At 47.6% G+C, this 13,735-nt stretch carries 11 protein-coding genes; 10 read left to right on the top strand and 1 reads right to left on the bottom strand.

Going from position 1 to position 13,735, the window contains the following annotated elements:
• A partial coding sequence (locus tag OEM52_09300; protein ID MDK9700326.1) for an outer membrane beta-barrel protein occupies positions 1-458 on the top strand: 458 nt, incomplete at its 5' end.
• A 68-nt stretch (positions 459-526) separates the two neighbouring features.
• Here the strand turns inward: OEM52_09300 and OEM52_09305 are convergent.
• Complete coding sequence (locus tag OEM52_09305; protein ID MDK9700327.1) at positions 527-1,642, bottom strand: phosphotransferase; 1,116 nt, start codon at positions 1,640-1,642, stop codon at positions 527-529.
• A 233-nt stretch (positions 1,643-1,875) separates the two neighbouring features.
• Between OEM52_09305 and OEM52_09310 the strand changes: the two genes are divergently transcribed.
• From OEM52_09310 to OEM52_09350, 9 genes are all read left to right on the top strand, one after another.
• Positions 1,876-4,641 carry a lamin tail domain-containing protein gene (locus OEM52_09310; protein ID MDK9700328.1) on the top strand — a complete coding sequence of 922 codons (2,766 nt, stop codon included), beginning with the start codon at positions 1,876-1,878 and terminating at the stop codon, positions 4,639-4,641.
• Positions 4,642-4,759: 118 nt separating this feature from the next.
• Complete coding sequence (locus OEM52_09315) at positions 4,760-5,236, top strand: transcriptional repressor (GenBank protein ID MDK9700329.1); 477 nt, start codon at positions 4,760-4,762, stop codon at positions 5,234-5,236.
• A complete protein-coding gene (locus OEM52_09320; GenBank protein ID MDK9700330.1) occupies positions 5,226-5,999 on the top strand; it encodes a sulfite exporter TauE/SafE family protein in 774 nt (257 codons plus the stop codon). Before OEM52_09315 ends, OEM52_09320 begins: the two co-directional genes overlap by 11 nt.
• 108 nt (positions 6,000-6,107) lie before the next feature.
• The gene (eno, locus tag OEM52_09325) at positions 6,108-7,379 is read left to right on the top strand and encodes a phosphopyruvate hydratase (GenBank protein ID MDK9700331.1); all 1,272 of its coding nucleotides are present in this window, start codon (positions 6,108-6,110) and stop codon (positions 7,377-7,379) included.
• A 154-nt stretch (positions 7,380-7,533) separates the two neighbouring features.
• Positions 7,534-8,550, top strand: a complete 1,017-nt coding sequence (locus OEM52_09330; GenBank protein ID MDK9700332.1) for an NAD(P)/FAD-dependent oxidoreductase — start codon at positions 7,534-7,536, stop codon at positions 8,548-8,550.
• Between the two features lie 132 nt (positions 8,551-8,682).
• The gene (locus OEM52_09335; protein ID MDK9700333.1) at positions 8,683-9,246 is read left to right on the top strand and encodes a redoxin family protein; all 564 of its coding nucleotides are present in this window, start codon (positions 8,683-8,685) and stop codon (positions 9,244-9,246) included.
• A 94-nt stretch (positions 9,247-9,340) separates the two neighbouring features.
• A complete protein-coding gene (locus tag OEM52_09340) occupies positions 9,341-10,060 on the top strand; it encodes a 16S rRNA (uracil(1498)-N(3))-methyltransferase (protein MDK9700334.1) in 720 nt (239 codons plus the stop codon).
• A gap of 101 nt (positions 10,061-10,161) precedes the next feature.
• Positions 10,162-11,964, top strand: coding sequence for an ABC transporter ATP-binding protein/permease (locus tag OEM52_09345; GenBank protein ID MDK9700335.1), 1,803 nt, complete (start codon positions 10,162-10,164; stop codon positions 11,962-11,964).
• Positions 11,951-13,699 carry an ABC transporter ATP-binding protein/permease gene (locus OEM52_09350; GenBank protein ID MDK9700336.1) on the top strand — a complete coding sequence of 583 codons (1,749 nt, stop codon included), beginning with the start codon at positions 11,951-11,953 and terminating at the stop codon, positions 13,697-13,699. Before OEM52_09345 ends, OEM52_09350 begins: the two co-directional genes overlap by 14 nt.
• Positions 13,700-13,735: the final 36 nt, after the last annotated feature.

Raw genomic sequence — 13,735 nt, forward strand, 5'->3', positions numbered from 1 at the left:
AAGAAAGCAGTTTCATACTGAATTACTTTGGCGGTCCTGAGCAAGACAACGATACTAAATCGATGCGGCACTTCTTCGACATGAGTTTCAATCACGAATTGACAGAAAGCGTTGCCCTCGGAGCAAACTACGATTACGGTATTGAGCAGGACACCACCAATGCCAAAAACATTTTCACTGGAGCTGGATTGTATGTTACGTATAAGCCGGAAAAACGCTGGTCGTTGGCGTTTCGTGCGGATGTCTTTGAAGATCGTTCCGGGATTCAAACTGGCAGCGGGCTACCCCATTTTACTCTGCAAGGATACACACTTACCCCTCAGTGGGAGTTAACCAAGAATCTTTTGATCCGTAGCGACTTGCGAATCGATGCTGCGAATGCAAAGGTCTACCCGACTGACACCGATTTTATTTCTACTCAGCCGACAATAACATTGAATGCAGTGTATCACTTCTAACAGGTTCGTCAATGCGATTATGTGAAAGGGGCGCCATACGGCGCCCCTTCAGTTAGATCTGAAAAAACTCAATCTCCAGTGAAGATTTGATCAATGGGATCGGCGATGAGAAGGGCTGGGACCATCCGTTCTACCCTTAAAACGCCTGCTTGTAACAATGGATCGTTACGTTGATAAGTCACCAACGATGCGATTTTCAGGAAAAAGGCGACTCGGAGATTCATTACGGTTTGTTGAGTAAACTCACGACCGGAAACTTTTTCATAATACTCTCCTAAATTCTTGGCAATGCCGGGGTAATCGACTTTCGGTGGAAATTCAATCCCATAGCGTTGCTTACTTAACAATGGGTTTAGCACCATGATATCGGCGAACAAGTACCCCAAATCCAAGGATGGATCACCAAATCCCATCCGTTCCAAATTCAGCAGTGCGGTGACCTTTCCCTCGTAATCGATCGAAACTTGCAAGTCCGAAAAGTCACCGTGAATAAGCCGTTTTTGTTCCGGTTTCCACTCTTTGGCAATGCCTTTCAATGCATCACGTACTTCGCTATTCCAGTACTTTCTTACAACGCCAAGCTCCGCCATCTGACGAAGCCATTCGTTTACCGGGTAGTTCTCGATAGCTCCAGAGTCCGGTAACAAACTGTGCATTTTTGATAACACATCCATTGTTGGCATGTATAACGCTTGTAATTTGTCGAACCCGTCGCGGGAGCGTAAAGCAGCGGTTTTTCCTAACGGTTGTCCATTAGGTCTTGACAACAAAACACAGTGGGCATTGGCATAAGGTTTTGCTTTTCCCCAGAGAATGTCAGCAGTTGTCGGTAGCCCGGCAGCATGAATTCGGACATAGTTTAGCTCTTCGCTTCGGGCATCTGCTTCGGTAGTGAACAATTTGAGGATAAACTCACGGTCATTGCCTGAGGTATCTGCTACAGAAAGTGACCAGCTCTCAAAAGGTTGTAAAATTTCTGGTTGAAACAGCGTTCGAAGCTCAATCGGATTAACCCGGATCCCCTCCTCTGCGAGGATAGCAGAATTCTGGTCCAAAAAAGCTGCGACTTTTGGTTTTGCTTTCTGCTGACCACGCTCGTCGAGCAGAACCGGTACCCGGGATGCACGGCATCCAAATAAACCGATTAGTACTATGAAAAGACCAACTGGTATGCTTTTCCGCATGAATTCTCCCGTGAAAAGATTGTGATGGATGTAACTTGAGTCACATCGGCGACAAGTAAACTTGTGTCCCGAAACATCTATGTCTGGAAGAAGATACGGAATTTCATTTCTCCCTGCTGCCGTGAATTCGTTCACATGTTTTTCACGATTCTGAACAATTTTGTACATTGTTTTCTATATGAATATACCGGAGCTCCGGTAAGCGATGATTATTCTCAAAAAAGGAGTAAGCAATGCGAACGATGATATTGTGGTTCGCCGTCCTGATGCTCACCGTTACTGCCTTTGCCCAATCTGCTATCATAAACGAATGGTCGCAGGGGAATGGTGGAAATAAGGAATGGATGGAGTATCTGGTTATTCAAAACAATCTCGATATCCGGGGATGGCAAGTTTGGGACGAAACCCAGCTTTACACGACATTCAACGCATCGAATGAAATGTGGAGCGCTGTTCCGGCAGGCACTATCATTGTTGTATACAATGGAAACGACCGTGATGTAACACTGCCTGCCAAAGATTCGCTGTTGACTGATGGAAATTATCTCATTTGTGTCAATCACAACGATGCTAACCTTTTCACAGCTGGCACATGGGGTGGGTATGGCAACACAAACCTGAGTGACAACCCTCGTTTGATTTTGAGTGATGGTACCACCATTGTACACGACTGGGATAATGGCAACAACACATCGTTTTCCGTGAATACGCTGCGTCCTGCGGGCAATCAAGCAGTGAAGTATGCAAGTAATACCGCTGTCGGTGTCTTAACAGCAACGAACTGGGCACGTATTGCTGCCACTGCTGGTAATGTGACACCCGGTGAAGGAAATGGTGGTGATAATTCGACGTGGATCGCTTCGCTGCGCGGACAAACAGCACCACCAGTCATCGAGAGCGTATCCCGCGTTGCCCAGAATCCGACACCAAACACCGCAATTGCAATTGACGCAACAATATCTGGTACCACAAGCCCAACGGTGAATATCCGTTACAAGTTAAATGAAACCGGAGATTACCAGTCGGTAGCTATGTCATCGGCAGGCGGTAACTGGTGGACTGGTAGCATTCCCGGACAACCGGAAGGAATGTTGGTCTCCTATTATGTGGAAGCCAGCAATCAAGGATCCAGTGTTGTCAGATCTCCCTCCTCAGATTCGCGTTTCCGGGTCTACAGCACCGTTTTGGGAACCGGAACCGTCGTTGTAAACGAGATTATGTACAACATCAACACGACGAATTCACAGGAATGGATCGAGTTTTACAACAATACCGCCTCTGCCATCGATCTCTCTTACTTCATGTTGATGGACAACAACGCCCGCTCGTATACGCTTCCGTTGGGAACAACAATCGGCGCTGGAGAGTATCGTGTTGCACCCTATGCGACGGCGCAATTTTTGCTTGACTATCCCGGTTTCAATGCTGCATTATTGTTACCACCCTTTAACTTTGAATTCTCGATTCCCAGCGATCAAGTGCGGCTGTTCGATGTAAACGGCAATCTCGTCGACGTGGTGAATTACACGACTTCATCGCCTTGGCCATCCGCCTCGGCTGGCTACAGTATCGAACTAAGTGATGCATCGCTCGATAACGACGTCGGCGCGAACTGGCACCTTGCCGGCGATTTGGGTGGTACACCGGGCGCGGCAAACAGTGGCGGTGTCGATATCATACCTCCTTCGTTTACAGCAGTTACTTGGATTTCACCGACAGTATTGCTGTTAAATTTTAGTGAGCCGGTCCGCCATGATACGATGCTGATTGCGGAACACTACGCAATCAACAGTGTGGCACTCACTTCGACTTCGTTCGATAGCGCAGTCCTCAGTGCAGATAACAAACAGGTGAAGTTGTATCTCGATAACACTGCGGCACTTCTGGTCGGTCAATCGTACACAATTTCCGTACTCAACTTTTACGATGCGGCTGGAAATGTAACCACCTCGCAAGACCAAACTTTGCTGTATCTGCGACCGGCGTTACAAGTTACCGAGATCATGTATAACCCATCGCACAACGATACATATTATGAGTGGTTTGAAATTCTCAATACCACGACCGATTCAATCAACATGCGTGACTACATCTTAGCGGATAACAATGCGCGTGACACCATCGATATCGATTTGTGGGTACGTCCGCAACGTTACGTAGTCTTTGGGGTCCATCGCGATTCTTTACTAAGTATCGGTATTCCCTGTGCATGGCAGTATACCAGCGGTTTGGCATTATCCAATTCCGGTGACCGGGTGGTCGTTTATACTCCAAGCGGCGTATTAATCGACAGCGTTCGTTACGGCGTACTTCCGCCATGGCCGGTAAATCCAACACCATTGGATACAGGACGCTCCATCGCGCTGTACAATCCAATGGCGAACAATGATTTCTCCGACTACTGGTTCAGTTCAATTATTTTAATGGCAAATGGGGAGTATGGCACACCGGGACAAGTTTTCTTAGTAGAGCCTGTGATTGTCACTAATCCGTTATCAGGCGACTTTGGGAACGTAAATCCGGGTACCACCGATACTTTGCAAGTTGTGGTGAGAAATACCGGTAACGGTGATTTAGTGATAACAAACCTAACCACCCCAGCTAACATTGTACCGAGCTGGACATCGGCAACTATCGAAGCGCTCGATTCGATGATTTTGGAGCTGTACTGGACACCGCCAACCGCTGGTACTTTACAAGATACCGTGCGGTTCACATCAAATGCTGTGAATATCGAGTATGTTCTTCCGGTAACGGGTGTTGCCCAAGTACCAGCACCACCACCGGCGCCGGAAAACTTAACAGCGATTCGGATTAACTCCGATGTGTTCTTACAGTGGACAGCTTCGGAAGGGGCAGTGCTTTATCGGATATATGCGGCTGAAGTCGCAAATGGTCAATGGACGGAAATCGGGACTTCGATGAATACAACATTTACCGATACGAATGTCCTTGGCAGCTTCACGCATCGCTACTACCGAGTAACCGCGAATAACTAATAGTCATTTTGTATTGACTGACAGAGGGCGCATGTAAGTGCGCCCTTTTGTTATTGGCTTATTTGGAAATCGGGATTTGGTATCTTATACTTGATACTAAGTATCATGTAGAAGTAACATGAAGACAACCATTGAACAAGAAATTCGTAATGCGGGATTAATCGTAACCCCTGTTCGGGTGTTGCTGTTAAAAACGCTTCGTTCCGCAGGCAAACCCCTCTCGGTAGAACAGGTTGCGGAACGACTACTTAGCGCTCCCGATACTCCCGGTCGAGCCTCGCTCTTTCGGAATCTCGATGCATTTGTCCGCACCGGATTAGCTGAACGGTTGCGATTCAATGTTCGCACCAGCTTATATCTCGCCTGTAGCCGTAACGTAGAAGACCACCATCACCATATTGTGTGCACAATATGCAAGCGGATGCTTCCAGTCGATATCTGTTTAAACCGGAAAACCCTACAAACAGTGGAAAGTACAACGCTCTTTCGCATTACCGGACACACCTTGCAATTGTTCGGCACTTGCGCTTCCTGCGATGCAACTCAGAGTATGCAAAAAAAACCACAAACAAGACGAGGAAATCGTGGAACTTGAAATCGGTACCTCTTTACTCATGGCAATTGCTTTAGGATCGTTGCATGTCCTCGAACCGGTCCATGGCAGATCGATTTTTTATGCGATTTTGGTGGGTAGCAGCCGCTCGGTGTGGCGAGTGATACGGTTTGGTGTTGCAGTAACCTTAAGTCACATTTTAACAGCGTTACTCATCGCACTTTTTGCCTATTTGATTGGTGAACGTATTGGCGCAGAACAGTTAACTCGCGGTGGTCAAATCATTGGTATCACACTCTCGTTTGTCATCGGATTGGTTATGTTGCGGTCGGCTATTCGCTCACATCGGGAACACATTGATCCAGAGTGCCATTGTGTATGCCATACGATAGAAGAGGATGACGAAAAAGATAAGCCTGAGCATCAACACAAACACCCACCAAAATCAACCCATCAGCACAACCACAAACATTTCGATGTCAATAGTTCAGTCACTTTGTTAGGAATTTCGGGGGGGATTATTCCCTGTTCTGCTTCAGTAGCGACGTTAATTCTTGCAATATCCACCGGGAAACTTGCCGCCGGATTACAAGCGATGGTTGCATTTGGACTCGGATTGGGTGTCACCCTTACCGTTGTTGGAATCATCACGGTTTACTCGACTGGAAAACTAACCTTTTTCGATTCACCAAAGGTTGCCGGTTTTGTCCGGTTTGCCCCATCGATTCTGGTACTGGTAGTGTCGGTTTTGTCGTTGATTTTCCTATACTTTTCGCAACACGATCACCACATTATCATATCTTAATTCTCTCTGAGGAGACTGTGCTGAAATCGGTTCTATCGGTTGCACAGTATCATTTCCTGCGGTATTTTTACTTTTTACCTAACCCTCACAAATTTACCGGAGTTACCAATGGATATTATGGACATTTATGCTCGTGAAGTCTTAGACTCGCGCGGCAATCCCACCGTGGAAGTGGAAGTAACGTTGGAAGACGGCGCATTTGCCAACGCAATCGTTCCATCGGGAGCATCGACCGGTGTACACGAAGCATTGGAAATGCGTGACGGCGACGCACATCGCTACTTGGGGAAAGGCGTATTGAAAGCAGTAGAAAATGTGAACGATCTCATTGCGCCGAAACTGGTTGGGTTCGATGCGTTCGATCAAATTGCTTTGGATGAAGCGATGATCGATATCGATGGTACCGAAAACAAGTCGAAACTTGGAGCGAATGCTATCTTAGGCGTTTCAATGGCGGTCGCCCGGGCGGCTGCAATATCATTAGGTTTGCCGTTGTACCGTTATCTTGGCGGCGTCAATTCTCGCTATCTGCCAGTACCTCTGATGAACGTGTTGAACGGTGGCGCTCATGCTCAATCGAAAGTCGATTTTCAAGAGTTCATGCTGGTACCGAGTGGATTCGAGACCTTCCGCGAAGCGTTACGGGCTGGTGCTGAGACGTTCCATGCTTTGAAAAAAGTATTAAAAACCAAGGGATACGCCACCGGTGTCGGTGACGAAGGCGGTTATGCCCCGGACTTGTCGGCTAACGAAATGGCTGTCGAATTGATTCTCGAAGCGATTGTTAGTGCTGGCTACAAACCCGGCGAACAAATTTCCATCGCGTTGGATGTTGCCGCCAGTGAATTCTATGACGAAAACAAGAAACTGTACGTCTTAAAAGGGGAAGGCCGCGAATTGACCTCCGAAAAACTGATTGAAATCTATCACGACTGGACCCACAAGTATCCGATTGTGTCGATTGAAGATGGTATGGCGGAAGACGATTGGGAAGGCTGGAAGGCGTTGACCGATGACCTTGGCGATGAAGTACAATTAGTCGGAGACGATATCTTCGTGACCAATCCCGAACGACTCGACCGCGGAATTGAAGAAGGTATTGCCAATGCGATTCTGATTAAATTGAACCAAATTGGAACAGTGACCGAGACTCTCGAAACCATCGAGTTGGCAAAACTCAACGGGTACGCTTGTGTGATAAGCCATCGCAGCGGTGAAACTGAGGATACTACGATTGCCGATTTAGCGGTTGCGACCAATGCCGGTCAAATCAAAACGGGCAGTGCCTCGCGCAGTGAGCGAATCGCCAAGTACAACCAGTTACTGCGGATAGAAGAAGAATTGGCTGACAGTGCGATTTATTACGGAACGCAAATGTAACATCTACGAATTCACAAGTATATTCGTAGTATATGTTTCACTGCTGTGAAATCAGTGAAAAGTAGTTAGTTGAATAAACAGGCGAGCGATGAAAAGCTTGCCTGTTTAAGTTGAAATGGTTCGTTTAATCGATAAAATTAATTCGGATGATTGTATGCATTATGTCGTCTTAGGCGCTGGTGCGGCTGGTATTGCCGCCCTCCGCGCGATTCACCGGGAAGAGCCATCGGCAAAACTCACTTGTATCACCACTGAGCCAGCGCCATTTTACTTCCGGCCGATGCTGGTCGAGCTGTTTGCCCGCAGTGCCTTTAACCATGATGCTGGGAAAGTACCCATTGGACTGGAAGCAGTTGATTGGCATTTTGGGGCGCGGGTAATGACAATTGCACCAAAAGAAAACGTGGTGAAATTGGCTACTGGTGAAGCAATCACTTATGACTTTTTAATCATTGCAACAGGCTCGAAAGCTGATCTCAGTTTTGTTGAACCATTTCGGGAAGTCGTCAATGTCCTGCACTCATATTCGGATTTGATCCGCTTGAAAAAGAATTTGCAATTTGGTGAAGTATTGGTGATAGGCGGCGGCTATGTTGCAATCGAGATTATCAGGCAACTGCATAATCGCGGAAACAGCGTCACATACTTTGCTCGACCCGATTACTTTTGGCCGCGGGAAGTACCCGGTGTAACCGCCTCCGACATCGAACAAATCCTTACTGGCGTCGCGGTTCCACCACAATTCGATAACGAAGTCGTTGATGTCGTCGATTGGAACGGTACGCAATACTCCGTAATCGATAAAAAAGGGCAGCGTCACATGGTGGATGTGATTTTAGCGATTCCGGTAGAAACTCCGAACATCGGTTTGCTCAAAGGTAGTGGCATTCGTTGTGAGGAGGGCGTTATCGTGAATGAGGAGTTGCGCACGAACATCCCGAATATTTTTGCTGCCGGAGATTGTGCACAGGTGCTTGATCTGAAACATCAAATCAATCGGGTAAATTTTGGCTGGCGAAGCGCCGAGAAACAAGGCGAATTAGCCGGACAAAACGCTGTGGGTAAGAATGTTGTATATGTTCCTTCTTCACAGGATTTTTATTTCCTCGATTTGCTTGGCAAGAGTTTGCTGGATCGTTGGGCAGGTCCCGAACAAAGTATCAACAGCTAATGAGGGAGTTCGATCCGAAGACAAAGGGCATCGTCAAATGCCCTTTTCTTTGTGACGAAGCATGCTTAACAACCAGAAACCCAACAGAAAGGGGCTGACCTCGTATCAACATGAGAATAGCTTGAGGGTTATATGATTACTCGAAACCGCGTGGTTCATGGAATTGCGGTACTAATGTTCGTTGCAGTTGCCTCGTTTGTCAGCGCAGAAATAAAACCGATCGAAGTGACAAGTCTCGACGGGAAGAGATTGACGGTGGGGAGAGGTGGCGAACTCCCGGAATTGGTGATGGTGCTTGCAACCCGTTGCCCGGTATCGAACGCCTATAATAGCCGGATGGCGGCGATTGCCAAGGAGTATGAAGGCAAAGTAAAAGTCGTCGGTGTTAATCCGAACGAGACTGAGGATAATGCGGAAGTAATCCGTCACGCGAAAGAAAACGGATTGAATTTCCCAGTCTATCGCGATCCAGGTTTGAAGCTGACCGAGATGTGGAAGTTACGGGTTACACCAGAAGTCTTCTTGTTTGACAAAGCTGGCAAATTATACTATTCCGGTCGTATCGACGATAGTCAGGAAGAATCGAAAATCAAATCACAGGATTTACGCAACGCACTCGATCGCTTGCTCTCCGGGAAAGCAGCTATCGTTAGCGAAACAAAACCATTCGGTTGTTCGATTAAACGAATGAAATAACTATACAATCCTTCTTGTTCGAAAAGGGCGCCAATTGGCGCCCTTATGCGTTTCGACTTTTCCTGTTCCAGACTTTTCTTCCTATATTTCATGTATGATAACGCTCTACCATCCCATGCTTGCCCTTGATGATGCGGTTTGCAATGATCTGCCCGACTCCGAGCGGAAACATCTACGCGCCCTTCATGTGGAAGTAGGAGAAACCACTCGATTAGTAGATGGCAAGGGGAATGCTCGAGTGGGAATTCTATCGCTGTTTGATAAAGACAACTGCATCATTTCCGAATTACTGGAAACGCCAACCAATGAGCCGTTGCAAGAGCGAATCCTGCTGATCTCGCAAATCGATCCCACTCATTTAGAAACTGCGGTCGGGTTGTTAGTTCCGTTGGGCGTTACTCAAATCGTTATACTTCATACTCAATACTCACAATTGCTACCGCGCTTTCGAGTGCAACGACACACAGGAATAGCGATTGCTGCGATGAAGCAGTGCAACCGCTCCCGGATTCCTAAATTCGACTTCGCCGAAGATGGCCGCGGTTGGAAACTGGTTGAGGTACTCGACAATCTTCCTTCTTCCGAACGGTTTCTTGCTGATTCTGCGGGTGAGCCGGTTACGCCTAAGCTATTGTCGGAGTTAAACCGAGATACCAACTTAGTCATCGCAGTTGGACCGGAAGGTGGTTTGACTGATCAGGAACGGGTGTTGCTGCTATCCTACGAGTTTCGTCCGATCTCCTTGGGAGCTCGGATCTTGCGAACGGAACTGGCGTCTGCTACCGCTCTGGCAAAGCTTTCTGACGATAAGTAATCCTCTGGTCTCTGCAACCAATTTGTTTCGCTTCACCACAAATAGGTATATTGGGCGGTTTCAACTCAGTGGAAGCTGCTTTCTAAACCAGTGAAAAGAACGTGTCTGAACTTGACGAATACGATCACGAGGAACCGAAGAAATCCGGTTCACTCCGGCAACGCGTCGCTGCCCTGCGACGTGTGCTTCCTTACGCCCGCCCGAATCTCCGCCAGTTTGTAATCGGCGGAACCCTTATGCTGCTGGTTACAGCGGCAACTGTAGCGCAACCGTTACTATTCCGGAGAATATTTGATGTAAACCTTCCCGCGAAAGATGTTCACGGCGTTATCATATCGGCGTCGATTTTTTTGGCGTTGCTCCTCTTCTCGACGATCCTCCGTTACTACGAAAGCCTGATATTAGGGTTAGCGGGAGTCTCGGTCGTCAACCGTTTGAAGCGGGTTGTATTCGACAAGCTCATGACCTTCGAACTCTCCTATTATGATAAAAATCCGGTGGGAAGATTAGTCGCGCGCGTGGAGTCCGATTGCGAACGTTTGGTGGGAATGTTTACCGCGGTAGGTTTACAAGTGGTAGCAACCGGATTGCTGATTATTGGAACGCTTGCCGTGCTGTTCCCGATTGAGTGGCGGTTAGCGCTCACGTTGACCGGCGTTGTTATCGTGATTGTCGGAGGCGCACTCTATTTCTTTAATCGGATGCGGCCGCGATTTCGTGAAGAACGCTCGAAAGTAGCCGCCGTGATTGCCGTTGTCAGCGAATTCACCCAAGGTGCAAGGTTACTGCGAATTCTTGGTCGTGAAGACTATGCTCGAAAACGGTTAAGCGATGTAAACGAAGAGAAAGTGAATTATCTCTTTGGAACCTTCATGCGCTTCACCGGTTTCTTTTTGCCGATGGGCTTGTTGAACGTTGCCGCCGTGGGCGGTATCCTTTGGTATGGCGCGGATTGGACGAGGGTTGGAGCATTTACAATAGGTACCGTGATAATGTTTGCGCAATACCTTACACAACTTTTTCACCCGCTGTTTGAACTGACCGAACAACTGGGCGAAGTGCAGCGTGCCTTAGGTTCGGCGGATCGCATTCTGGAAATGATGGATCGTGAAAGTATTGTGCAGGATCAAGCGAAGCCGGTAGTGTTACCAAAACTTACTCAATCCATCGAGTTAAAGAACATTTCCTTTGCATACGATCCACAAAAACCGGTATTGAAAAATGTTTCTCTCACAATTCCAGCCGGATCAAGAATCGCCATTGTAGGACCTACTGGTGGCGGAAAATCGACCGTTATCAATCTATTGTGTCGCTTCTACGATCCGCAGGAAGGATCAATAACATGGGATGGCATCAATCTACGTAATGTAGCGCAGCGTGATATCCGCAGCCGCATCGGATTGGTATTGCAAGACCTCTACCTTTTCCCCGGAACGGTCGAAGAGAATTTAAAAGTGATGCGCGATGATGTCCCGCGCGAGCGGGTATTGCGTGCTATCGAACGATTGGGCACCAGTGAAATCATCAACCGGATGCCAAAAGGTCTCGACACGCTATTTGCTGAGCGCAGTGCAAACATCAGTTATGGTGAGCGGCAATTAGTGGCGTTCACCCGTGCTTTAGTGTTCGATCCCGAATTGTTGATTCTCGATGAAGCGACTTCGAGTGTCGATCCCGAAACCGAGCGCAGAATTGAAGAATCGCTTGAGACGCTATTGGCAGGAAGAACTTCGGTAATCGTTGCACACCGGCTTTCGACAATACGGAATGCCGATGCCATCGCTGTTATAAAAAACGGCGAAATCATTGAATTTGGTAAACACGAGGAGTTACTCGCATTGCATGGGTTCTATGCGCGGCTCTATCGCATTCAGTTCCCGGAGGCGGCTCGTGTCAAACCTTGATTTCGGCTGGCTCGCAAAATTCTGGAAGCAGCGCAAAGGGTTAATGCTGTTAGTGTTTGGGCTAACAGTGTTATCGATTGTCGCGCGTACCGCCTATCCGTTAATGTTCAAGTTTGTGCTTGATAAATTATCCGAGCAAGCGGCACCATCGGAAACCCGTCGTTGGGTAATGCTATTGATTGCTGTGGGTGTCTATCAAGGATTGATGTTCGCAGTTCTGCCGAATTCGAGAGCGTACGGCAATCTCGTTTTCGGACGCCTGATGAGGGAAAAAGTATTCGACCGGATTCTCCGGAAGGGCTACGACTTTTTCTTGAAGTTCCGTACCGGAGATGTGATTACCCGATTGACTGACGACTTGGAGGGCTCCGAGCTTAAGCTCGCTTGGTATAGTTGCAGCGGCGTGATGCGCCCGATCGAAATGTCGTTGGTCATTCTGTTCTCGCTCGGCGTAATGTTCACCTTGAATTGGAAACTGACGCTGCTAATTTTTATCCCGTTGCCGGCATTCATTTGGATGTTGGCGCGTTCGATGCGGGCTTTGGAAGAACGGGCGAAAGTACGTCAGGAGTCTATTGGCGAAATCAATGAATTACTGGAAACCACGATTAGCGGTATTCGGATTGTAAAGGGTTTCGGTGCCGAGTCCCGATTCGGCGAACGGTTGTCAAACTCGCTTAAAGACCGGGTATCCGCGGAAGTCGCATTTATAAAAGTCAACTCCGAAGTACAAGCTGTTGGACAATTAGTAAACAATTTCGGTGTAGTGATTGCGCTATTCGTTGGTGGATACTTCACAATCCAAGGTGAAATGACAATCGGCAGTTTTTTTGCATTTGCGAATTACTTCCAGTTCTTGGTAGAACCGATTTTCACGATTGGATACTTCTTTGCCATCACAAAAATAAACTTTTCTTACGTTGATCGGTTAAAGGAGATTGAGACATTCCCGGAACCGGAACCTCGAGTCTATCGAAAACCTGATTCGTTGGAATCCATTGCTTTTGAGAAGATAACAGTCCGCTATCCCAATACATCGCGGGTTATTCTTGATGACGTTTCGTTTAAGGTTCAAGCCGGTCAAACGGTTGCCGTAGTTGGTCCAATTGGATGCGGCAAGACATCGCTATTGGAAGTAACCTTAGGAGAATTACAACCGGAAGCCGGCTCCGTTACGTGGAATGGAATCGATATTCGTGAACTCGATCCCCGCGAACGTCATCTCCGGATCGGATTAGTGACACAGGAACCGTTGTTATTCAGCGAGACGATAGTTAACAATATTCGCTTAGGTAACAGTGCACTATCCGATGCTTCGATACAGGAGGCTATGGTCACAGCAAGATTGAAAGATGAAGTCGAGCGGTTCCCCGACCGAGCAAACACGGTATTGGGACAACGCGGTATAGAATTGAGCGGTGGTCAAAAGCAACGGCTTTCATTGGCTCGCGCCCTCGCTGCGAAACCCGAACTACTCCTTTTGGACGATGTAACAAGTGCATTGGATGCGGAAACCGAACAGAATTTCTGGAGAAATTTTCGGCTTTCTTATCCCAAAACGACCGTTATCGTCGTAACCCATCGATTGGCTACTGCAGCGCAAGCCGATTGTGTTGTGATGTTGGACGAGAGAAAAATAGTCGCGAATGGCTCACATCTTTGGCTGCTGAAGAATAATGATCGCTATCGCTCTTTTGTTGAACGGGAAGAAGATGAGGAGGCGGTCGCCGCATAACAGGATACAATACGCTCTATATATTTACGTGTAAAC

The sequence above is a fragment of the bacterium genome, assembly GCA_030247525.1.
Lineage (GTDB): Bacteria > Electryoneota > JAOADG01 > JAOADG01 > JAOADG01 > JAOTSC01.